Annotated in this window: 19 protein-coding genes; 8 read left to right on the top strand and 11 right to left on the bottom strand. The window is 60.3% G+C overall.

The genetic code is table 11. From position 1 onward, the window contains the following. Nucleotides 1-206 precede the first annotated feature (206 nt). The 3 genes from pyrE to DESPR_RS19290 are packed head-to-tail and all read left to right on the top strand — an operon-like array spanning nucleotide 207 to nucleotide 1,416. On the top strand, nucleotides 207-773 hold the full coding sequence (pyrE, locus tag DESPR_RS06565) for an orotate phosphoribosyltransferase (protein WP_015724024.1): 567 nt from the start codon (nucleotides 207-209) through the stop codon (nucleotides 771-773). Then, a complete protein-coding gene (locus DESPR_RS18415) occupies nucleotides 770-940 on the top strand; it encodes a dual CXXC motif small (seleno)protein (protein WP_169701550.1) in 171 nt (56 codons plus the stop codon). Before pyrE ends, DESPR_RS18415 begins: the two co-directional genes overlap by 4 nt. A 5-nt stretch (nucleotides 941-945) precedes the next feature. Beyond that, on the top strand, nucleotides 946-1,416 hold the full coding sequence (locus tag DESPR_RS19290) for a PilZ domain-containing protein (RefSeq protein WP_015724023.1): 471 nt from the start codon (nucleotides 946-948) through the stop codon (nucleotides 1,414-1,416). 16 nt (nucleotides 1,417-1,432) lie between these two features. Here DESPR_RS19290 and hflX read toward each other — a convergent pair whose 3' ends face one another. The 7 genes from hflX to DESPR_RS06525 form a co-directional block, all read right to left on the bottom strand. After that, entirely contained in the window at nucleotides 1,433-2,956 is a 1,524-nt protein-coding gene (gene hflX / locus DESPR_RS06555; RefSeq protein WP_245529489.1) for a GTPase HflX, read from the bottom strand. Nucleotides 2,957-3,142: 186 nt separating this feature from the next. Next, nucleotides 3,143-4,522 (bottom strand): asparagine--tRNA ligase, encoded by a 1,380-nt coding sequence (gene asnS / locus DESPR_RS06550; RefSeq protein WP_015724021.1) that lies wholly within the window; start codon nucleotides 4,520-4,522, stop codon nucleotides 3,143-3,145. Nucleotides 4,523-4,545: 23 nt separating this feature from the next. Continuing rightward, nucleotides 4,546-5,397: an LpxI family protein gene (locus DESPR_RS06545; protein ID WP_015724020.1), complete on the bottom strand. Its 852-nt coding sequence runs from the start codon at nucleotides 5,395-5,397 to the stop codon at nucleotides 4,546-4,548. Beyond that, a complete protein-coding gene (gene lpxA, locus DESPR_RS06540; protein WP_015724019.1) occupies nucleotides 5,390-6,187 on the bottom strand; it encodes an acyl-ACP--UDP-N-acetylglucosamine O-acyltransferase in 798 nt (265 codons plus the stop codon). Before lpxA ends, DESPR_RS06545 begins: the two co-directional genes overlap by 8 nt. 70 nt (nucleotides 6,188-6,257) lie before the next feature. Then, on the bottom strand, nucleotides 6,258-6,713 hold the full coding sequence (gene fabZ / locus DESPR_RS06535) for a 3-hydroxyacyl-ACP dehydratase FabZ (protein WP_015724018.1): 456 nt from the start codon (nucleotides 6,711-6,713) through the stop codon (nucleotides 6,258-6,260). Further along, nucleotides 6,710-7,774 carry a UDP-3-O-(3-hydroxymyristoyl)glucosamine N-acyltransferase gene (lpxD, locus tag DESPR_RS06530; RefSeq protein ID WP_015724017.1) on the bottom strand — a complete coding sequence of 355 codons (1,065 nt, stop codon included), beginning with the start codon at nucleotides 7,772-7,774 and terminating at the stop codon, nucleotides 6,710-6,712. Before lpxD ends, fabZ begins: the two co-directional genes overlap by 4 nt. A 113-nt stretch (nucleotides 7,775-7,887) precedes the next feature. After that, on the bottom strand, nucleotides 7,888-9,057 hold the full coding sequence (locus DESPR_RS06525) for an exo-beta-N-acetylmuramidase NamZ family protein (RefSeq protein WP_015724016.1): 1,170 nt from the start codon (nucleotides 9,055-9,057) through the stop codon (nucleotides 7,888-7,890). A 369-nt stretch (nucleotides 9,058-9,426) separates the two neighbouring features. Here DESPR_RS06525 and DESPR_RS06520 point away from each other — a divergent pair, with 369 nt between their 5' ends. From DESPR_RS06520 to DESPR_RS06505, 4 genes are all read left to right on the top strand, one after another. Continuing rightward, nucleotides 9,427-10,179 (top strand): outer membrane protein, encoded by a 753-nt coding sequence (locus DESPR_RS06520; protein ID WP_015724015.1) that lies wholly within the window; start codon nucleotides 9,427-9,429, stop codon nucleotides 10,177-10,179. Nucleotides 10,180-10,591: 412 nt separating this feature from the next. Beyond that, a complete protein-coding gene (locus DESPR_RS06515; RefSeq protein WP_015724014.1) occupies nucleotides 10,592-11,521 on the top strand; it encodes an ABC transporter ATP-binding protein in 930 nt (309 codons plus the stop codon). Continuing rightward, nucleotides 11,518-14,460, top strand: a complete 2,943-nt coding sequence (locus DESPR_RS06510) for a Gldg family protein (protein WP_015724013.1) — start codon at nucleotides 11,518-11,520, stop codon at nucleotides 14,458-14,460. The genes DESPR_RS06515 and DESPR_RS06510 overlap by 4 nt, the downstream gene beginning before the upstream one ends. Beyond that, nucleotides 14,457-15,512 carry a DUF4340 domain-containing protein gene (locus DESPR_RS06505; protein WP_015724012.1) on the top strand — a complete coding sequence of 352 codons (1,056 nt, stop codon included), beginning with the start codon at nucleotides 14,457-14,459 and terminating at the stop codon, nucleotides 15,510-15,512. Before DESPR_RS06510 ends, DESPR_RS06505 begins: the two co-directional genes overlap by 4 nt. A 61-nt stretch (nucleotides 15,513-15,573) precedes the next feature. On the opposite strand, the gene DESPR_RS06500 is transcribed toward DESPR_RS06505, so the two are convergent. After that, nucleotides 15,574-16,029: a YqaA family protein gene (locus DESPR_RS06500; RefSeq protein WP_015724011.1), complete on the bottom strand. Its 456-nt coding sequence runs from the start codon at nucleotides 16,027-16,029 to the stop codon at nucleotides 15,574-15,576. Nucleotides 16,030-16,223: 194 nt separating this feature from the next. On the opposite strand from DESPR_RS06500, the gene DESPR_RS06495 reads away from it, so the two are divergent. Beyond that, nucleotides 16,224-17,396, top strand: coding sequence for a DUF2332 domain-containing protein (locus DESPR_RS06495; protein WP_015724010.1), 1,173 nt, complete (start codon nucleotides 16,224-16,226; stop codon nucleotides 17,394-17,396). Nucleotides 17,397-17,495: 99 nt separating this feature from the next. Here the strand turns inward: DESPR_RS06495 and DESPR_RS06490 are convergent, their stop codons facing one another. From DESPR_RS06490 to DESPR_RS17165, 3 genes are read right to left on the bottom strand one after another with little or no spacing between them, the layout of a single operon-like run. Next, nucleotides 17,496-18,647, bottom strand: a complete 1,152-nt coding sequence (locus DESPR_RS06490; RefSeq protein WP_015724009.1) for an HD domain-containing phosphohydrolase — start codon at nucleotides 18,645-18,647, stop codon at nucleotides 17,496-17,498. Then, nucleotides 18,637-19,857: a response regulator gene (locus DESPR_RS06485; RefSeq protein ID WP_015724008.1), complete on the bottom strand. Its 1,221-nt coding sequence runs from the start codon at nucleotides 19,855-19,857 to the stop codon at nucleotides 18,637-18,639. The genes DESPR_RS06490 and DESPR_RS06485 overlap by 11 nt, the downstream gene beginning before the upstream one ends. Next, a complete protein-coding gene (locus DESPR_RS17165) occupies nucleotides 19,854-21,617 on the bottom strand; it encodes an ATP-binding protein (RefSeq protein ID WP_015724007.1) in 1,764 nt (587 codons plus the stop codon). Before DESPR_RS17165 ends, DESPR_RS06485 begins: the two co-directional genes overlap by 4 nt. Nucleotides 21,618-21,684: the final 67 nt, after the last annotated feature.

Below are 21,684 nucleotides of genomic sequence, written 5' to 3'. Positions count from 1 at the left end.
TATCAGAGGGAAAGAGGCGAAGCCGTCCTCTCTTCCCTTGCAAGCGATAGAGAAAAAAACAGGGCAAGCTCAGCTTTTTATGTGCGAAAACAAGGCATTCACGGTAAAAAACGTCTTCAGCTGTATAAAAAGCAAAGGCTTTGAACGCCTTTGCTTCCTGCAAAAAACAAGTGCCCTTTTCAACCTCTGCCCTAGTGGATTGCTGCATGGACGAACGACAACGGCTCAAGGAACTGCTGCTGGAAAAATCCTATCGTCAGGGAACCTTCACCCTGACATCAGGGAAGACCTCCGATTTTTACGTGGATGGCAAACAGACCACCCTCGACGCCGAAGGAGGATATCTCTGCGGTCGATTGCTGTTCCAATTGATTCGTCAGCATCCCGAACCGATCATGGGGGTTGGCGGCATGACTCTTGGTGCCGATCCTCTGGTCACGGCGGTGTCCGTTGTCAGCTATCTCGAACAATCCCCCCTGCCCGCGTTCATTGTCCGCAAGGAAGCCAAGGGCCATGGCACCGGCAATTTCATTGAAGGCAAGAGCAACCTGGTTCCCGGAGGGCTGGTGGCCCTGGTCGAGGATGTGGTCACCACTGGCGGCACGTTATTAAAAGTGATCGAGCGGGTCGAAAACGAAGGGTTTCGGGTTGGTCTGGTGGCCACCATTGTTGATCGCCAGGAGGGGGGGGCCGAGGTCTTGGCGGCCAAAGGGTACCCGCTCAAGGCTGTTTTCACCCGCGAACAACTCATCGGCAAGGGAAAACAAACGTGAAATGTAGAAAATGCGGTGAACCCTTACAGGTGCAGCGACGATGTCGGCAGGTACGATTGCGCTGCAGCGGCTGTGAAAAGGAATATCAGATCCATGAAGTCGCGGCCGACCTTGATCCGGAAACCGAGGCGCAGCTGGAACGCTTCACCTGCATTATTTACGATTGACGGCCATGGCTGAACTCAAAGTGCATGTCCGCGACAACAACACGGCAACGGTTATTTGCCCTTCTTGCGGCGTGGTTAAACATTTTGCGGTCGACCAGTTTCGTCACGGCCGGCATACGCTCTCCGTTCGCTGCCGTTGCCAGCAGGTCTTCTCCCTGCTGCTTGATTTTCGCCGCCATTACCGTAAACAGACCAGTCTTCCCGGTACCTATGAAATCCTCACCGAGGGAGGAATTGGCGGCGGCATCATCCATATCAACAATATTTCCCGCACGGGTATAGGCTTTACCGTCTCCGGAATACATCGAATCGAACAGGGACAGCTCCTTTTGATCGAATTCCAGCTGAACGATAAAAACAACACCGTTCTCAAGAAACAGGCGGTGGTCAAAACGGTGCAACACAACAGCATAGGCTGTGAATTTCGATGCAACGTGGAAATGGACAAAGCACTCGGTTTTTTCCTTCAAAGCTGAAGAGCTATTCCCTCTGTCATCCTTCCCCCTCCTCTTCCCGCCTCTTTCCGTTCGCCGTCGAGACGGCTGCTTTTCCGGCAACCGTACGCAATATTTCCTGCGCCCGTATCAACAACGGCGGCAGGGTGTGCGCGTCCAAGGCGCTGATTCCCACGCCCTCCGCGCTATCCGCCAGCTCGGCCTGGTCTTCCGGAGCCAACCGGTCAATCTTGTTGAACACCTTGAGGCACGGGATCCCATCCAGCTCCAGTTCGGCCAGCAAGCCCTCCACCACCGCCACCTGTTGTCGCCAGGCAGGATTGGACACATCGATCACGTGCAGGAGCAGGTCCGCCTCGAACAACTCCTCCAAAGTCGATTCAAAGGCCTTGAGCAGATCGGCGGGCAGGTTGCGGATGAAACCAACCGTGTCGGTGATGATCACTTCCATGTCCTCGGGAAAACGCAACCGCCGGCTGGTGGGGTCCAGAGTGGCAAACAGCAGATCCTCGGCCTGAATCTCGCTTTTGGTCAGGGTATTGAGCAAGGTTGATTTACCGGCATTGGTGTAGCCGACCAGGGAGATCACCGGCACGTCCCGTTTGCGTCTCCGATTGCGACGGTGAAAACGTTGATCCCCCACCGCCTTCAACTCCTTGCCTAACCGGGTAATGCGGTCGTTGATCCGTCGTTTGTCGATCTCCAGGCGAGTCTCTCCCGGCCCGCGGGCGCCGATGCCGCCGGTGAGGCGGGACAGGGCGTCGTCGCGGGTGGTGAGTTTGGGCAGCATGTACTTGAGCTGGGCCATTTCGATCTGCAATTTGCCTTCACGCGAGCGGGCCCGGCTGGCAAAGATGTCGAGGATCAGTTGAGTGCGGTCGATAACCCGCAGATCGGTGTGGTCGGTGACGCTGCGGATCTGCGAGGGGCTCAGTTCTTGGTCGAAAAGGAGCAGATTGGCCCCCAGACGCAGGCTCATGAGCACGATCTCCACCAGCTTGCCGCGGCCAAGGATGAAACGAGGGTGGATGTGCTTGCGCCGCTGGATTACCTCGGCCAAGACCTCGACCCCGGCGGAACGGGCCAGCTCGACCAGTTCGGCCATGGAATCCTCGGCCTCACCCCGTGAACCGGTGGTCACCGACACCAGGATGGCCCGGTCCTTGCCCCGGTCGACCTCGCGCACCGGCCGCTCACGGACAAACTCATCTTCCAGTGCCTCGATCAGTTCGATGCACGACTGTTGCTGGTTGGCCGGATGGACCGGGGACAGCGTAGTCCAGTCACGGCCGTCCACCTGGCGGGGAATGAGGTGGACCGGATGGAGCAGGTCCGGCAGACCGTCGCGGAGGGTCAGGGTTGCCATCAGGTCGAGCCGCAAACAAGCCAGGTCCATGATATCTTCCTCGTTGATGGCTGCGGCGCCACCAAGCACGGTATGCACGCAACGCAGACCGCGCAACCGGCCGCCGCTGGCACCGACATGGGCCAGGGCCGGGATGGTGATGCGATCGTAATCGCCGACAATCACCGTTTCGATCTGGCCGGAGCGATGGATCAAAAGACCGACCCGTCGGTTCAGCTCGGTGGAGATGGCCGCCAGAGCGCGGGCGGTCTCCCGGCCGACGATCTCATCGGGGGCAACCTTTTTTTGCGCGAGCCGCTCCAGATCCCGTAGCTGTTTCGGCTTGAGGCCGTTGGTGTTTCCGGTGACCGTTGCGATGGGATACTCCTTAAAAAAAACGTATCAGCAGGGGGCGCTGCCCGGGGTACGCGGGAAGGGAATGACATCACGGATATTCTGCATGCCAGTGACGAACTGCACCAACCGCTCAAACCCGAGGCCAAAGCCACTGTGAGGCACGGAACCGTAGCGCCGGAGGTCAAGGTACCAGCCGTACTGGGCCAGATCAAGCCCGGCCGCCGCCATGCGGGCCGCCAGCACTTCATAACGCTCCTCGCGCTGACTGCCGCCGATCAGCTCGCCAATTCCAGCCACCAGGATATCCATGGCTGCCACGGTGCGGCCGTCATCGTCCAGCCGCATGTAGAAGGGTTTGATGTCGGCCGGATAGTTGGTGACCACCACCGGCGCCTGGGCCACCTCTTCGCACAAAAATCGCTCATGCTCGGCCTGGAGGTCGATGCCCCACTGCACAGGAAACTCGAACTGCCGACCCGCTCGCTGCAGTTCGGTCACCGCATCGGTGTAGGGAAGATGAACAAAGGGCCGGTCGCGAACTTGGGTGAGCTTATCGATCAGCCCTTTGGCGACGTGCTGGTCAAACAGGGCCAGATCCTCGCCGCACTCGTCGAGGGCCACGCACACCAAGAATTTGATCAACGATTCCGCCACGTCCCTGTTGCCGGCCAGATCGCAGAAGGCCATCTCCGGCTCCAGCATCCAGAATTCGGCCAGATGACGGCTGGTGTTGGAGTGTTCCGCGCGAAAAGTCGGGCCAAAGGTATAGACCCGGCCGTGGGACAGGGCAAAAATTTCGGCCTGCAACTGGCCGCTGACCGTCAATCCGGCCCGTCGACCAAAAAAATCGTTATTGAAGGGATCAGGTCCCTGCAGTTGGCCGGGTTCCAGAGCGGTGACCGTGAACATTTCGCCTGCGCCTTCACAATCCGAGGTGGTGATCACCGGGGTATGGACCTGGAGAAATCCGTGTTCATGGAAAAATCGGTGAATGGCGAAGCTCAGCGCGCTCCGCACCCGGGCCACCGCGCCCAGGGCATTGGTGCGGGGCCGGAGATGGGCGATGGAGCGGAGAAATTCAAAACTGTGCCGTTTCTTCTGCAAGGGGTAGGTTTCGGGATCGGCCCAGCCAATCACCTCGATGCGTTCGGCCCGGACTTCCACCGTCTGCCCCTTGGCCGGCGAGGCCACGAGCAGGCCGTGTGCCCGTAATGAACAACCGGTGGTCAGTTTTTTCACCTCACTTGCATAATTGACCAACTGCTCCTCGGCAATGAGCTGCAAGTTGGCCAGACACGAGCCATCGTTGATTTCAAGAAAGGAAAAGCTGCCCGAATCGCGCCGGGTGCGCACCCAACCGCTGATGGTCACCGTTTCCCCCACCGGTTGGCGACGCAGGAGATCGACAATGGATGTGGTGTGCATGGTCGTTGCCTCTTCCCTTGGATTCAATACTGGAGTTCTCCCTGTTCGTCCTCGACCAGCCCGACCACCACTAGGCCCGCGCGATCGGCCGCCTCGACCATGGCCGTTCGGTCAAAAAGCAACGACTGGCCGGCCTCCACCGCCAACACCGCTCCCTTGACCGCCGCCAGGGTGTCGATGGTGCGCGGCCCCGTGGCCGGCAGATCGAAGCGAAAATCCTGGTTCGGCTTCTTCAGTTTGACCACCACTGCCCCGGATCCGGCCAGTTCACCGCCACGACGGATGGCCGCATCGGTGCCCTCGATGGCTTCCACCGCCAGCACCGAGCGATCGCGGACCACCACGCACTGGCCGATGTCGAGCCGACCGACCTCGCGGGCCACTTTCCAGCCGAAACGGATATCCTCCATTTGCTCGGCCGAGGGTTTTTTTCGACTCAGCAGGCCTTTTGGAAAAAAAAGGTGCTCGAGGTAACAGGTAGAAGCGAGTACCCGGATCCCCTCCTCTTCCATACTGGCGGCCACGGCCCGAAGGATGGCGTCGTCCAGCCGCCGGTCGATTTTGCTCCACAGGGAAAGGCCTTTCAAATCCGGCAGGATATCGTGAAAAATCCGGGTCTTGGTGATGGTGCCGGCAAAGACGGTCTCGCCTACCCCTTCCCGCTTGAAATGCTTGATGATCTTGCCCAACTGCCCCAACTTGACCCAGTAGACCGCATCGGCCCGGTCCTCGATCTCGATCGCGGTTTCGTTGACATGGGCGATGGCCACCACCCGCCGGCCCCGCGCTCGGGCGGCCTCGGCAAAGAGCAGCGGAAATTGGCCGCCGCCGGCGATCAGGCCGATGGGCAATGCCTGGGGCGGCTGTTCAGTCATCAATGGTCCGCTTGACCACTCCTCGCTTGCTGGAGTGGAAAAAATCGACCATCAGCTGGACCTCGATGCAGTCTTTCATCTCCTCTTCCAGCTTGGCCAGGGAATCCTTGAGCAGCAGTTCCGGAGAGCGGAACAGAATCTTAAACGCCTCCTCCAGACATTTGATGGTCTCCCGATCCATGCCGGCACGGCGCAGGCCGATCTTGTTGATACCGGCAATGCGCATCTGGTTGCGGGTGCCTTCCATGATCACATAGGGCGGCACATCGAGGCCGATGCCGGACATACCGCCGATGTAGGCATAGTCGCCGATGCGGCAGAACTGATGCACCGCCACCAGGCCGCCGAGATTGGCGTGGCTGCCGATCTCCACGTGACCGGCCAGGGTGGCGACGTTGGCCATGATCACATGGTCGGCGATGATGCAGTCGTGGGCGATGTGGCAGTAGGCCATGATCATGTTGTTGTCGCCGATCAGGGTCTTGCCGCTGGCCTTGGCCGTTGCCCGGTGAATGGATACATACTCGCGAATCTGGTTGCCGTCGCCGATGATCAGCTCGGTCGGTTCGTCCTTGTAGTGGATGTCCTGCGGTGGGGCGCCAATGGTGGCAAAGGAGCCGATGGTGTTACGGGCGCCCAGGGTGGTGTGGCCGGAAACCACCGCGTGGGCGCAGATACGGGTTTCCGGGCCGATCTTGACCGGGCCGTCGATGACGGCGTAGGGTTCGACGATCACCGAGGAATCGAGTTGGGCTCTGGGGTCGATGACCGCCGTGGGGTGTATATTCATGGAAAGACTGTCCTGTGCTGAAACAAAGAAAAACGACCCATGGGCCGCCCGTTGAAAGAAGAGTCGTATATCAGGCGAAACTAGCCATCAGCTCGGCCTCGGTGGCCAGCTGGTCATCCACGTAGGCCTTGCCGGCCATCTTGGTGACCTTGCCTTTTTGTTTGATCATTTCCAATTTCATGACCAGCTGATCGCCCGGACGCACCACCCGGCGGAACCGGGCCTTGTCCACACCGGCAAAGTAAACCAGCCGGCCGATCATGTCCGCATCGGAAAGGCAGGCGAGAATGCCGCCGGTCTGGGCCATGGCCTCGAGAATGAGCACACCGGGCATGACCGGCTCACCCGGAAAATGTCCCTGGAAAAACGGTTCATTCATGGTCACGTTCTTGACGCCGGTGATGGTTTTTCCCTTTTCCAGCTCCACGATCCGATCAACCAGGAGGAAGGGATACCGGTGTGGCAGGATCTCCATGATCCCCTTGATATCAATGGGCAATTGCACATCTATCGTTTGTGTTGTCATTGGTTGTCCTTCTGTTGATCTGTGGGTGCAAGCAGTCCGGTCAGCCGGTCCACCTCCTTGCGCAACCTTCGCAGTTCCTTGACCATTTCCGGCAAGCGGCTGAAGGCGGCCGCGGCCCGGCCCCAGCTTTTGACCTCGATCGCCGGGGAGCCGCCGATCATGGCGCCCTTGGGTTGATTGTTGTGAATGCCGCTTTTGGCGGCCGCCATCACTTGGTCATCGAGGTGCAAATGCCCCGCGACTCCGGCCTTGGCGCCGAGCACCACATTGCGGCCCAGGGTGGTGCTGCCGGCAATGCCCACCTGGGCGACCAGGATGGAATGTTCGCCCACGACGACATTGTGGCCCACCATGACCAGGTTGTCGATTCGAGCACCGGACTTGATCCAGGTGGTGCCAAAGGCGGCGCGATCAACGCAGGAATTGGCGCCGATCTCGACGTCGTCGTCAATGCGCACCGTGCCGACCTGCGGCTTCTTATAATGCACGCCCATCCGGTCGGTGGCAAAACCAAAGCCGTCACTGCCAATCACCGCCCCATGATGGAGGATCACCCGTTTGCCGATGGTGCAACGCTCGGCCACGGTTACATTGGCATGAATGATGGTGTCGTCGTCAATGACGACGTCACTGCCGATCACCGCGCCGGGGTGGATGGTGACGCGTTCCCCCAGGGTCACCCGGTCGCCGAGACAGACCAAGGGGCCGATGGTCACCTCCCGTGGAATCACGCATCCTTCGCCAGTCACCGCCGAAGGATGAATCCCCTTGGCCTGAAAAGGTTCGGTCAGCAAAAAGGTATGGATGCGGGCGGCAGCCAGTGACGGCTGGTCAGTGACAATGGCCGGCCTGCCCAGGGCTTCGGTATCAACCGGGACGATACAGGCCGAGGCTTGGCAGGTTTCGGGCAGCGGCAGCTGTTTGCGGTCAAGGATAAAGGTGATCTCGCCGGGTTGGGCATACTCGATGCCGTTCAGACCACGGACGATCAGGTTGGGATCGCCTTCCACCCGGCCACCGACCAGGTCGGCCAATTGCCGCAGGGTGCATTCGCGGGACACGTTCGCTCCTCCAGAAATACGTAGGGTTCGAGCATGCGGAAAACCGGATTGTTCCCGGTTGCCCGGAGGAAATTCACGCTCAACGGGAACCTGCAAGAATACCGGACATTCGTTCAGTCGTAAAGAAAAACAGCGCGGCGAAGCTGCCGATACTCGTCCAGTTCCTCCTGCCAGACCCGCTCCAGTTCGGCGATGGGGACACCGTTTTCCAGCCCCTCGCGCACCATCTTATCACCGATGATCAGGTCCATGGGCAGCCGCTCGAATTCATATTCATAGGGTGGTGATTTGTAGGCAAACTGTTCGGGATAGAGGCAGCGGATCGCCTGGAACAGGGCCAGGCTGGTGCGATAGGGGCGGAATTGGTCAGGATTGAGCACGTGGATCTGAAAGCCGGTACACATCTGTCCCATCCATTTGCCCGAGGTCGGCTCGAAGCGCAGTGGCCGCAGGTGGCAGCCGGGCAGTTCTGTTGCGCGGAGCGCATCGAGCACCGCCCCATGTTCGAGAAAGGGGGCGCCGAACAACTCAAAGGGCAATGTCGTGCCCCGGGCTTCGGAGATATTGGTTCCTTCCCACAGCACTTGCCCTGGATAGACCAAGGCCGTGGCAAAGGAGGGCATATTGGGCGAGGGAAAGACCCATGGGTAGCCGGTGGCGGGGAAAAACATCCGTCGCGTCCAACCGTTCATCCGGACCACTTGCAGATCGGCGCCAATCTCCAGCTCCCGATTGCAGAGCAGGGCCAATTCGCCCAGGGTCAAACCGTGGCGCATGGGAATGGCACAACGGCCAACAAAGGAGGCGCACTCCGCGCGCAGCAGGTTGCCCTCGACCAGATGGCCGCCGATGGGATTGGGCCGGTCGAGAATCATGACCGTGATACCGGTTTCCGCCGCCACTTCCAAACAGTGGACCACGGTCCAGATAAAGGTGTACACCCGGGTACCGACATCGATCAGATCGACCAGCAGCACGTCGATATCGGCAAACATCGACGGATAGGGCTTGCGCGTTTCCCCGTACAGTGAATAGACCGGCAGGCCACTCACCTGATCGACCCCATGATCGGATTCGATCATGTTGTCCTGCTTTTCGCTGAAAAATCCGTGCTGCGGCGAAAAAAGGCAGGTCAGTTGTCCGGGGAAGGCTGCCAGCAAGAGGTCACGACCGTGATTGAAATGTTTGTCGGTGGAAGCCTGGTTGGCCAACAAACCCAATCGTTTACCCTTTAGCCGCTCGGCACCGGACCGGCACAGTTGCTCAATTCCTATCTGAATCACATCACCTCCACGGATTCGCCTCTCTGAACGGACAGCCCCACACGCGCATGCCATCGTCCCGTTATCTAGTCAACCGCATCGACTTCGTCAAGCAGCACGGCACACCCAGGGTGCAAATTTTTATTTTTTATACAAAACTATAAAAATCAAAATGTTAAGCAGCAGTCGCCTTCTTTTCGTTCAAAATTTTGTATTTTTTTGCATGTTGGATATTGCAGGCAATCCTTTCCTTTGTTATATTTCAATCAAACTTGATGCAGGGCTCTCGGCATACCGGCCGGGGATCACGGCGCATCGGAGGATCAACCGTTTTTTTGGGCAATAACGCCCGGGTGTTCATAAAGTCTCACTAAACGTAGGAGAATGGATATGAAGAAAGTATTGAGTGTAATGGCTGTGTCGGCTTTTGTTCTGACCGCTGGTGTTGCTCTGGCCGGTGGCCCTGGCAAAAAGATGGATGCTGGTTGTCCGGAAGCATGCCAGCAGCAGATCGATGACCTGAATTCTTCCCAGGCGCAGCAGAACGAGCAGCTGGGCGCCCACGCAAAACAGCTGGAGAATCATGAGCAGCGGATCACCGCTCTCGAGTATGACTCCATGTGGTATGCCCGTCTCGGCGTTCGTGCCGCTTGGACCCAGCAGGATCTCGGTCCTATCAACGAGTGGGACAGCGATGCCGGTTTCGGTGGTGCCATCGCTCTGGGCAAGCAGTTCGGTCAGTTCCGGGCAGAGCTCGAGTTGGCCTATCAGGGTGCGGATCTGGATGATGAAACAGCCTTTGGTTATGATTTGGGTGGCGATTACAATGCCAAAACCGTTTTCGTCAACGGCTACTACGAGATTCCGGTGTACGACGCCTTTGCTGTCTATGCCATGGCTGGTCTGGGTGTTGCCCAGTTCGACTGGAATGTTGACGTATCCGCAGGATTGGATGGCCCGGCAGGCACCTATGGTGGCAGCGACAACGCCTTTGCCTACAAGGCAGGCCTTGGTATGACCTACAATTTCACCGACGAGATCGCCGGTGACTTGGGCTATGAGTACCTCGGCATCTCCGATGCTGGCGAGGCAGAGAGCATCAACGGTCACAATGTGGTTGCTTCTGTTCGTTTCAAATTCTAATTGTTCCTCGATTAGACGATGTGTTGCCCCGGCCGGTTTTCCGGCTGGGGCTTTTTTTTTTGCTCCTCACTTTTATCCCGCCTCGTCCGAAGCAGACGCCGCGCCGCCTGCCCAGGTCTTGCCGCTTTGGTCAACGACCCCAGACCTCTGGTGACAACCAGCATGCATCATTGACCTTTTTGTATCCGCTGGCTTGACAACTCCGCCCCCGGCCTTATTATTTCCCCGGATTTGAGCGTGGCCAAGGCGCTCTTGTTATCCTTGAATAACCCAAAAAAGCCGTTTCATTCCACCTCGTTCGTCCTCCCCATGACCGGCTGGACCGCACATGCTGCCACCTGTCCGATTCGCGCCGCTCACCGTGCGGCTCGTTTGCCTGGTCGGCAGCATTATTTCGTGTAGGAGATTTCCCATGATTCATGTAGAACACCTAACCCGATCCTATGGACCGCTCAAGGCGGTCGACGATGTCTCGTTCACCATCGATGACGGTGAAATCGTCGGGCTGCTCGGCCACAACGGCGCCGGCAAGACCACAATCATGAAGATGATGACCGGCTTTCTCGAACCTACCGCCGGCACCATCAGGGTTGGCGAGCTGGCAATGGCCACCGACCGGCAGTCTATCCAGGCGATGATCGGCTATCTGCCCGAGAACTGCCCGGTCTATCCGGAAATGACCGTGGCCGGGTACCTCGAATACATCGCCATCCTGCACGGCGTGACCAGCGACCGGTTGGGACCGCTACTGGTCGACACCCTGGAACGGACCGCGCTGATGGACAAGGCCGGGCAGACCATTGCCACCCTGTCGCGCGGCTACCGCCAGCGGGTCGGCGTGGCTCAGGCCATCCTCCACCGGCCGCGAATCATCATTCTCGACGAGCCGACCAACGGTCTCGATCCCACCCAGATTCAGCACATGCGCGGCCTGATCAGCGAACTGGCCAAGGAAGCGACCCTGATCATCTCCACCCACATCCTCCAGGAGGTGCAGGCGGTCTGCGACCGGGTGATCATCATCCAGCACGGCCGCAAGGTTCTGGACGCGCGCTTGGACGAATTGAGCGCGGGCCAGCGGTTGCTGGTGACCACCGACCGGGCCGAGGCCGGTGCGCTGCTGCGTGCCGTGGCAGGGGTGAGCGTGGTCGAGTCCGTCGCCTCCGTCGATGGCCGCCACAGTTTCGCCCTTTCCGGCGAACACACGGCCGAGGCCCTGGCCCCGACCGTGGCTTCGGCCATCACCGCCAAGGGCTGGCCACTGTACGGCCTTGCTCCGGAAACCCGTAATCTCGAAAAAATATTCAGTGAAATCAACATGGCTGCAGGGAGGGAACAATGAACACCTTGCGCAAGGTTGCCCGGAGGGAACTGGCGGTCTTTTTCGCCACCCCGGCCGCCTTTATCTTTTTCGGTGCCTTTTTGGCCGCCACCCTGTTCATCTTTTTCTGGGTGGAAACCTTTTTCAGCCGCAACATCGCCGATGTCCGGCCGATGTTCGAGTGGATGCCGCTGCTGTTGATCTTTCTCGCCTCGGCCATCACCATGCGGGTCTGGTCAGAGGAGCATCGGGCCGGCACCCTGGAACCCTTGCTGACCGCGCCGGTGAGTCTGCCGGTACTGGTGGGGGGCAAATTCATCGCCTGCCTCGGCTTGGTGGCCATCGGTCTGCTGCTCACCCTGCCGCTGCCGCTCACCGTGAGCTTCCTCGGTCAACTCGACTGGGGTCCGGTGTTCGGCGGCTACCTGGCCAGCCTGGTGCTCGCCGGGGCCTACATCGCCATCGGTCTCTGGGTCAGCGCCCAGTTCAACAGCCAGATCGTCAGCCTGATTGTTTCCACCCTGGCCTGCAGTTTCCTCTACTTGCTTGGCTCCGACACCCTGACCTCTTTTTTCGGCAACCAGGGCGGCGAACTGCTCAAACTGCTGGGGGCGGGTGCGCGCTTTGACGCCATCACCCGGGGGGTGATCGACCTGCGCGATCTCCTCTATTCGTTCAGCCTGATCGGCATCTTTCTCTCGCTCAACGTCTACACCCTGGAACGGCAGCGGTGGGCCGGCAATCCGATCAACTCCGTCCACCGCCGTTGGGGCGTGCTGACCGCCCTGCTGGTGGGCAACCTGTTGTTGCTCAACTTCTGGCTGGCACCCATCGGCGTCCTGCGTGCCGATCTGACTGCGGGCAAGATCTATTCGATTTCTCCGGCCACCCGTTCCTATCTCGATCGGTTGCAGGAACCGCTGTTGATTCGCGGCTACTTCTCCAGCCAGACCCACCCGCTGCTGGCCCCATTGCAACCGCAGCTGCGCGACCTGCTCCGTGAATACGAGGTGGCCGGCAAGGGCCGGGTCAGGGTCGAATTTGTCGATCCCCAGGAAAAACCGGAGCTGGAACAGGAGGCGGGCGAAAAGTACGGCATCCGGCCTGTTCCCTTCCAGACCGCCTCCCGCTATCAGACCGCGGTCACCAACTCCTATTTCGATGTTCTCATTAAGTATGGCGACGAGTTCGTCACCCTCGGCTTCCAGGATTTGATCGAGGTCAAGAGCGAGGGCGACACCCAGCTCGAGGTTGAGTTGCGCAACCCGGAACATGACATCACCCGGGCGATCAAGAAGGTGCTCTACAGCTACCAGGGCGGCGGCAACCTGTTTGCCGGCATCGGCAACCCGGTGGTCTTCCATGGCTATGTCTCGCCCGAAGCCAAACTGCCCCAACCGCTGGTCGAGCTGCGCCGAAACCTGGAGAGCGTGCTCGCCGAGCTGAAGACCCAAGGAGGCGACAAATTCTCTGTCAGCTTCGCCGATCCCGATGCCGACGGCGGTCAGTTGGCTGACCGCCTGGGCAAGGAATTCGGCATGCGGCCCATGGTGGCCGGGCTGCTGTCCACGGAGACCTTCTGGTTCTACATGACCCTGGAGAGCGGCGGCCAGCAGGTCCAGGTGGCCCTGCCGTCAGCCCTTGACAAAGCGGCGCTCAAGGGGGCGATCGAGGCCTCGCTCAAGCGTTTTTCCAAGGGCATGCTCAAAACCGTGGCCCTGTACACCCCGCCGGCCAACCCGTCCATGGCCCAATTCGGCATGATGGACCAGGGCAACACCTTTCAACTGCTGCAACGCTTTGCCGAACAGGAGCACCGGATCAAACCGGTGGACCTGAGCACCGGCCAGGTCGATCCGGAGGCCGATATCCTGATGGTGGTGGCCCCGGAGCGATTGCAGGAAAAACAAGTCTTTGCCATCGATCAGTTCCTCATGCAGGGCGGCACGGTGGTGTTGGCCACTTCGCCTTTTGATGTCAGCCTGCAGGGACGGATCAGCGCCACCGACAAACAGAGCGGCCTGAGTGACTGGCTGGCGGGCTACGGCATCACCCTGGGCAAAACCCTGGTGCTCGATCCGCAGAACGCCGCCTTTCCGGTGCCGGTCGAACGCCAAGCCGGCGGCTACTCCATTCGTGAAACCCATCTGATCAACTACCCCTACTTTGTCGATATCCGCAGCGACGGCATGAACCGCAACGGCGGGCTGATCAGCGGCATCGATCAGCTGTCCATGACGTGGGCCTCGCCGATCACCGTTGACGCGGACAAGAACAAGGGCCGCCAGGTGGTGCGGCTGCTGGAGAGTTCCAGGGGCTCCTGGTTGTCTGACTCGATCGACATTCAGCCCAACTTCGATCGCTACGGCCAAGCCGGCTTTGCCCAAGGGGAGGCGGCAGGTCGCCAACTCCTGGCGGTAATGGTGGAAGGCGGTTTTGCATCCCATTTCAAGGGCAAAACCTCGCCGCTGATCGAGGAAGCACGAACACGACAGGCGGAAAAAGACAAAAAGGCCAAGGAACAGCCAGCCGCCGGGCAAAGCGAAACGGCGGCGGAACAGCCGGTCGAGCCGCAGCAGCCCGAGGTGATCGGCCGGGTGCTGGAACGCTCGCCGGATTCGGCACGGATCATCCTGTTCGCCTCCAACACCTTCCTGGCCGATACCAGCCTGGAACTGGCCTCCGGCGCCGGCGGTACCCGCTATCTCAATCCGCTGCAACTGATGGCCAACACCATTGACTGGTCCCTGGAAGACCGCGATCTGCTCTCCATCCGCGGCCGCGGCCATTTTGCCCGCACCCTGCTGCCGATGGACAAGGAGGCGCGAATGATCTGGGAATACATGAACTACGGCTTGGCCGCCTTCGGTCTGCTGTCCGTGTGGGGGCTGCGGCGCCTCGTCCGGGCACGGGCCCGACGACGCGAACAGCTGTTGATTGCCGGGAGGATTGAACCATGAAACGATGGATACTGGTGTGCGCTGTGTTGTTGCTGGTGCAGGTCGGTCTGACCGTGGCGACCCACATGGCGCATCGGCTCGACGGAACCCAAGCGGCCAAGGGGCCGCTGCTCGCGCTGAACGCGGCCGAGATCAACGAATTGCTGCTGGAAGACGGTGAGGGGCACACACTGAAGCTGACCAAGGAGAAGGAGCGGTGGCTGCTGCCCGATTCCGGCGCCTTCCCGGCGGACACCGCCCGGGTGCAGGGCTTGCTCGAGCGGCTGACCACGCTGCAACGCGGCTGGCCCGAGGCCACCACCGCCGAGGCCGCGACCCGCTTCAAGGTGGCGCCGGAGCGGTTTGAGCGCAAACTGAGCCTGCGCGCCGGCGGCAAGGATGCGGCCGTGATCTATTTCGGCACTTCGCCCGGCCTGCGCAAGATCTATCTGCGCGCCGATGGCGACAACGAAATTCAGGCAATCGCCCTTTCCCAGCATGAATTGGAGGTCAAGGACGACAGCTGGATCGACACCACCCTCCTCCATCTCAAGCCCGAACAAGTGGCCCGGGTTGCGTTGCCCGCCCTGCAGCTGATCCGCGGCAAGGATGGCCTGCAGCCGGCTGATCTCACGGCCGAGGAAGAGGTGATCAAGGACCGGCTCGACAGCCTGATCAAGCGGCTGACCAACCTGTCGATCACCGCCCTCCTCGGCAAGGACAACAAACCCGAGTACGGTCTGGCGACGCCGGCCCTGCGCTACACGATCAGCCTGGAAGGCGGCGGCACCGTTGAGTACCTGTTCGGCCACCCCCCCAAACCGGAAAAGGCCGAGGGCACCGAGCCGCAGCCGGCGACCGAAAACACCTTTGTCCTCAAGGTGTCCAACCAGGAGCAACTGCTGCGGGTGGATGGCTGGCAGGTCGAGGAATTGAAAAACGCCACCCGTGCCTCGCTGGTGCGCGCCAAAACACACCCCCAACCCGGCGCGAATGGAACTCAGGCCGCGCCGCTCACCCCGGCTCAGGCACCAGCCCCGGCGGAACCGTCTTCCTCCGGGCAAGCACGGTAAAGTCGGACCGGTGGAGAATGTTCAGGGGGGCAATCGCCCCCCTGTCTCGTCCCCTGGCCATTTAGGCCATCGTCCCCAGAGTGACTCCGGCCAGCACAAGGTAACGCAGGAGTTTGGCCGTGCCGGCAATGAGCAGGAACACCGGAAAAGGTTCGCGCATCACTCCGGCGATCACGGTGAGCGGATCGCCGACAATCGGCATCCAACACAGGAGCAGCGACCATTTGCCATAGTGCTGGTACCACTGTTGCGCCTGCATCAGCCGCTGTTCGCTGACCGGAAACCAGGAACGATCGCGAAAACGCTCGATCCCCCTCCCCAGCCACCAGTTGAGCGCCGCGCCGAGGATATTGCCGCTGGCCGCCACCGCCAACAGCAGCCAGGTCGGGTAGTCGCCGGTGAGCAGCAGGCCGACCAAGACCGCCTCCGACTGCATCGGCACAACGGTCGCGGCCAGCAGGGCCGCCGCAAACAGGCCGCCATACGCGGAAAAATCAAACAGGATACAATTGATCATCACATTTTGCCGCCCAAGAGGTACATGCCTCCGGCTGTTGCCCCTGCCCGCTCCCCCTTCCCGTCCTCCCTTTTCCCTGCAATGAATACCCCGCCTTGCCGCTACCTCCGGAAGGCGGTATAGTCCTGCCCGTCGCCCCTTGTCTCCCGGTTCCGCTGTCGGGACAAAGACCCTTTGCGTTCATATGGCACCCCATGGATGATCTGCCGTTTCGCCTTGCCCGCCGATTCCGCAGGCAGCAGGAATTTGCCGCCGCTTCCTCGCCGCTCTCCGCCCGCTTGTGCGGATTGATCGCGGACTGGCTCGGTGCGGGGTGCGGGAAGGATCCCCTGGTGGACTGGCTGCTGGCCGCTGCCCATCCCCGCGCCTCCTTCGAGGTGCCGCTGCTGTTGCTTGCCGGCCTGCACCGCGACGTTCTCGCCGGCGTTGCCGATGCGCGGCCCCTGGGCCGCTACTTTCCTTCCGCCGGAGGAACGCTCGCCCTGGATGCGGACGATCTTGCCGCCAGCCTGCGTCAGGCAATCCTGGCCCGGCGCGAGGCGCTGGCCGAATTCATCGCCCATGCCACGGTGCAAACCAACGAAACCGCGCGCGGTCTGTGCTGGCTGCTGCCGGTGCTGTTTACGGGCTGGCCGGCCATCCACCTGCTCGATCTGGGGGCCAGCGCCGGCCTCAACCTGGTGGCGGATCAGCGCCATTATCGGCTGCTGCACGGCGAGGGAAACGAGGGAGTGCTTGAACTGGGCTGCGGCATCCCACCCCAATTTGTTGTCCACATCGAGGGGCCACTGGTTGCGCCAACCACAACCGCTATCCCGACGATCCGTTCTCGGATCGGCTGCGACCTGGCGCCTTTTATTCTTCGTTCACGGCGGGAAGAACAGACCCTGGCCGCCTTTGTCTGGGGCGATCAAAGCGAACGGCTGGCCAGACTGCGCCAGGGAATCGCGGCCCTGCACCAGCTCGATGAGTCCCCGGTGCCGGTCCGGCTCCACCAGGCCGATCTGCCCGACGCGCTGCCCCATATTCTTGCCAGGCACATCGGTCCGCTGGACGATGCGCCGCTGGTGGTGTTCAACACCTACCTGACCACCTATCTGCGCGACAAAGGCACCGCTCTCCGCCTCCACCTGGCCGACTGGGTCAGACAGCATCCGCAGCCCGTGCTCTGGCTGCAGTGGGAGCCCCCGTGGCAGGGGCCGGAACCGCCTCGTTTCGGCTGGCTCTACTGGACCGCCGATCTGTGGAGCAACGGCCGCCATCGTCGTTGGCACCTCGCCTGGACCCATCCCCACGGCAATCAGCTCCAATGGTTGCCGGATTGGCAGGCTTGGGCCAATTTCTGGCGCCAGCAACAAGAGCCATAAAGCAGCCCCGCCGACACCCGTCCAGGTTAACACGGCAATTCCGTCACGGCAGGAAGAGCAAGGAAAAAATGGCCAAGGGCCGTCGAACCCGCAGGTTGATCAGGTGTCCGGCTCCGACTGACCGAGCATAACCCTGATCGGTTCGACCACTCCGACTTTTTTGGAAAAATTTTGCAGTCCCTGGACCATCGCCCAGGTCAGGGTCAGCCCTTTGGGAATAATCAACACCTTGCTCTTGGTGAGGATGTCGTCCATCGCCACCATGCCCACCCCGACCTGATTGGCAGCGAGGCTGAGCACCGGCCGCTGGTCCTCCAGTTTCAACGACGTCAGCAACGACAAAACAGCCGGGTGGTACACGCCGGTTGTCTTGCGCAGCTGGCCGATAGCCTCTCCCCGGCTCATGCCCCGGGCAAGGTGTCGATCGTAATCGATCACCGCCTTGAGGATCTGGGCACCAACCGCCACTTCCTCGGGTATCGTTTTCATCAGTTCAGCGGTATAGGCATCGTATCGCTTCTGCTGCAGGCAAATCATCTTGGTGACATGCTCCAGGCGGGGGATCTTTTCCAAAAGCGAAGCGCCAACCAGCGGATGATTGTTGAACATCTCGCTCTCTTCCGCGCTCATTTTCGCGCCGGCGTAGACTTTGTTCAGGATGTCCGGCGGCAGGGTGATGCAGCCGATCTGGGACATCAGCGCCGCAATCTCGCACTGCCAGATCTGCGGCAGGTGCAGTTCCTGGGCGATGCGGACCACATAATCCCTGATGCGCAGTCCGGCGCTGAAGGCCAGGGGGTTGGCCACGCCCAGCAGTTCGGACAGCACGTGAATGCTGCCCTTGAGCGTCTTCTGCAACAGTTCCTTCTCGGCGACAATCAGACGATGCTGACGGAGAGCCAGGGCCAGGGAAATGACAAAGGTGGCCTGGGGGCAGGGTTTGGTGAGGAAACGGAAAATTTGGCCGGAATTGACCGCCTCCATCGCCGTCTCCTGATCGGCATGGCCGGTCAGCATCAGGCGCACCATATCCGGATACAGATCCTTTGTCCGCGCCAGCAATTCCACCCCGGTCATACCCGGCATGCGCATGTCGGTGACAATGACCGCGAAAGGCCCTTCCTCCTCAAGTAGCCGCAGGGCCTCCTCGCCGCTGCCGGCGGTCCGCAGGGCAAAACGGTTATGCAGTTGGCGTTGCATGGACTGGAGCACGTTGGGCTCGTCATCAACAAGCAAAATTTTATCGGTCATGGCGCGGTTCTCCCGGGTATTCCTCGCTGCAGAGCTCAAGCCAGGCCGAATACCTCCTCCTGACCCCGGCTTGCTCCAGATAGCCGTAATTGAGCCGCGGCGGCTTGCCCACGCTCCGTTCGGGAAACAGCTCGTAATAGATCACATCGGCGGCATGCACGGCAACGGCCGGACAAAAGGAGGGGTTGGGATAGTCGTCCAACTGGTGATGAAAGGCCACCGCCTCGATCACGCTTCCCGGCAGCCCCCACAACCCCACCAGATAACCGCCGATATTCGCATGGTCGGAGTTGAACACCTGCTGCTCCGCCTGGTTGAGGTGGCTGTACTGTTTGCGCGCCATGGCGATCGCCTGGTTGTACGGTTCGTGCAGGCTCGAAAACAGCAGCAATTTGCCGATATCGTGCATCATGCCGGCGATAAAGGTGTTGTTGATCATCTGGGTGTTGTTGGTTTCCGCCTGGGCGATTTTCTTGGCGAAGGCCGCGGTCAGGACGCAGTGATCCCACAACTTGTCGACCGAGAAGGTCCGTGACGAGGTGGTGTGCAGGGTCGAGAAAAATCCGATGCCCAGCACCATCGCCTTGATGGTTTCCAGTCCCAACAGGGTAACCGCGTGCAGGGGGCTGGTGATATTGGTGTACATGCCGAAAAAGGCGGAGTTGACCAGCTGCAAGACCTTGGCGCTCATGGCCATGTCCTTGATGATGATCGAGGCCACATCGCTGACGGAACAGTCAGGATTCATCAGCTTGTTCTTCAGTTCCACATAGATGGCGGGGATGGACGGCAGTTTGCCGATACGTGACACCACCGCCTTGAGCTGCTTGTTCTTCATCAGATCCTGCAGGGCGCAGGCTCTCTTCAGCACCTCCTTGATCTTTTCCGGATCGGTCGGCTTGGCCAGAAACTGATGGACCACCCCCGCCGCGCGCAGCACCGGAACCTCGTCCGCCTGGCCGGAGAGCACGATACGGATCGTCATCGGATACTTCTCCTGAACCGTGGCCAGCAGGGTGGCCCCATCCATGCCCGGCATCTGCATGTCGGAGACGATGACGTCAATATGCTGGGCCGCAAGGATCTCGAGGGCTTCGAAGCCGCTTTCGGCAAAAAAGAAATCCATCTCGTTGCGCAGCGAACGAAGCATCCGCCTCAGCCCGGCAAGGATGTTCGGTTCGCCGTCGACAAACAGTGCGGTTTTCTTCATGCGAACGATCCGGGCACGTCGGCGTGGAGGGCCGGCTCGCTCGCCCCGCGCGGCAGCCGGATGATGAAGGTCGTTCCCGTTTCCGGGCTTGTTTCGAAACTCAGGGTGCCGCCGTGCTTGGTGGTGACCACGTCGTGGGCGATCGCCAGGCCCTGGCCGGTACCCTTCCCGACCTGCTTGGTGGTGAAAAAAGGATCAAATACCTTGTGCTGAATAGGAGGCGGAATGCCCGGTCCGTTGTCCGCGATCCGGATTTCCGCGTAGTGCTCGCACTGCGCCGAGGTGATGGTGATCCGTCCCAGTCTGTTTTCGGGATATTCCCCCTGCTTGCTTTCGATGGCGTGGGCCGCGTTGATCAAAATATTGAGGAATACCTGGCCGATCTCGTCGGCATGACAAGGGATGGTTTCCAGGATGGGATCGAGATGGGTGTCCACCGTGGCCACGTACTTCCATTCGTTTCTGGCCACGGTGATGGTGGTCTTGATGATTTTGTTGAGGTCGGCACTGACCTTCTGTTTACTGCCGGGATGGGAAAATTCCTTGATCGCCTGAACAATGGAGGTGACCCGTTGCAACCCCTCCTTGGACTGGGAAATGGCCAGGGGGATTTCCTCTTGTAAATACGCCCAGTCCAGTTCGTCGAGCAGCGATTCGATCGCCTCGAACTGCTCTGGGGCAACCGTCCCCTGTTTAACGGCAGTCAGCACGTCCAGAAGAGCGGTGCACAACTCCTCCGCCTTGGTAAAGGCTTCGTCGAGAAAATCGATGTTGGCGGTGATGAACTGGGTTGGAGTGTTGATCTCGTGGGCGATGCCGGCCGCCAGCTGGCCGACGGATTCCAACTTGGCCGAATGGAGCAGTCGGGCCTGCAATTTTTCCTGATCCTTTTGTGCCTGCTTCTGCGCGGAAACATCACGGGCGATGTGCACCGAACCCGCCAACTCCCCCTCGGCATCGTAATACGGCACGACCGTGAGCTCAAAGAAACCGCCCAACCGTTCCTCCTCGATCTCCACGGTGCGCTGTTTGCAATCGTTCATCAACAATTCATGCGGACACTGCTCCATTACCCGATGGCAGCCATGGAAGCAGTAAAAACAGGGGCGCCCCAGCACCTCGTCATAGGCCATGTCGAGACGATCACGCATGGCCTTGTTGATGCGGGTGATCCGGTGATCCCGGTCGACGATGAAAATCAGGTCGGGCAGGGCGTCGACCGTTCGTTCCCATTCTCGCTTGGCATGAAGGAGAAGCCGTTCCTGCACTTTCACATCCTTGATTTCCCGAACGAGCTGCGAATTTTTCGACGTCAACCGAGTCCATTGCTCGCGGATCCGCTGCTCGTACGCATCCAGGGCGTGTCTCTTTTCCGTGGCCTGCCCGGATCGATGAACAACCCGAAGCAGACGACCTGCCAGCGTGGCGCTGTCTTCCCTGGAGCTGTCCAGATAATCCCAGACACCTCGGCGCAGCGCTTCCAACACGTTGTCCGCTGAGGGTGCGGCGGCAACGAGCACCACCGGCACGTGGGGAAATTTTGCCGTCAGTCCCTCGATCAGCGCCAGGATTTCCGTCTCATGCCCCGAAGGATCAATGAGCACGCCATCGGGGGGATGAAGGAGCACCATTTGCGCGAGCTGCGCCGGTGAGCTGGCCTGCCGCACAAGAAAACCGGCCTGTTGCGCCTGCTCGGTCATGGCAAGGGAAACATCCGAATCCTGCCGGGCCAGGAGGATCATATTGGCTGTCGTCTGCATTGTTCTGTGCCGTGGTTGTCAATCGTTGCCAAAGGAGGGGACAACCGGCGCGATGCCGGAATCAGGT

The organism is Desulfobulbus propionicus DSM 2032 (assembly GCF_000186885.1).
In the GTDB taxonomy this organism is placed as follows: Bacteria; Desulfobacterota; Desulfobulbia; order Desulfobulbales; family Desulfobulbaceae; genus Desulfobulbus; species Desulfobulbus propionicus.
The sequence above is the reverse complement of the archived record's forward strand: the minus strand, read 5'-3'. Positions and strand labels throughout refer to the sequence as shown.

Excerpts from the sequence above, each read along its gene's own strand:
- asnS (WP_015724021.1), bottom strand. The coding sequence starts at position 4,522 with ATGCACACCACATCCATTGTCGATCTCCTGCGTCGCCAACCGGTGGGG.
- DESPR_RS06505 (WP_015724012.1), top strand. The coding sequence starts at position 14,457 with ATGAAACGATGGATACTGGTGTGCGCTGTGTTGTTGCTGGTGCAGGTC.
- lpxA (WP_015724019.1), bottom strand. The coding sequence starts at position 6,187 with ATGAATATACACCCCACGGCGGTCATCGACCCCAGAGCCCAACTCGAT.
- DESPR_RS06510 (WP_015724013.1), top strand. The coding sequence starts at position 11,518 with ATGAACACCTTGCGCAAGGTTGCCCGGAGGGAACTGGCGGTCTTTTTC.
- DESPR_RS06515 (WP_015724014.1), top strand. The coding sequence starts at position 10,592 with ATGATTCATGTAGAACACCTAACCCGATCCTATGGACCGCTCAAGGCG.
- fabZ (WP_015724018.1), bottom strand. The coding sequence starts at position 6,713 with ATGACAACACAAACGATAGATGTGCAATTGCCCATTGATATCAAGGGG.
- DESPR_RS06490 (WP_015724009.1), bottom strand. The coding sequence starts at position 18,647 with ATGACCGATAAAATTTTGCTTGTTGATGACGAGCCCAACGTGCTCCAG.
- DESPR_RS06495 (WP_015724010.1), top strand. The coding sequence starts at position 16,224 with ATGGATGATCTGCCGTTTCGCCTTGCCCGCCGATTCCGCAGGCAGCAG.
- DESPR_RS06545 (WP_015724020.1), bottom strand. The coding sequence starts at position 5,397 with ATGACTGAACAGCCGCCCCAGGCATTGCCCATCGGCCTGATCGCCGGC.
- DESPR_RS06520 (WP_015724015.1), top strand. The coding sequence starts at position 9,427 with ATGAAGAAAGTATTGAGTGTAATGGCTGTGTCGGCTTTTGTTCTGACC.
- DESPR_RS06485 (WP_015724008.1), bottom strand. The coding sequence starts at position 19,857 with ATGAAGAAAACCGCACTGTTTGTCGACGGCGAACCGAACATCCTTGCC.
- DESPR_RS17165 (WP_015724007.1), bottom strand. The coding sequence starts at position 21,617 with ATGCAGACGACAGCCAATATGATCCTCCTGGCCCGGCAGGATTCGGAT.
- DESPR_RS19290 (WP_015724023.1), top strand. The coding sequence starts at position 946 with ATGGCTGAACTCAAAGTGCATGTCCGCGACAACAACACGGCAACGGTT.
- DESPR_RS06500 (WP_015724011.1), bottom strand. The coding sequence starts at position 16,029 with ATGATCAATTGTATCCTGTTTGATTTTTCCGCGTATGGCGGCCTGTTT.
- pyrE (WP_015724024.1), top strand. The coding sequence starts at position 207 with ATGGACGAACGACAACGGCTCAAGGAACTGCTGCTGGAAAAATCCTAT.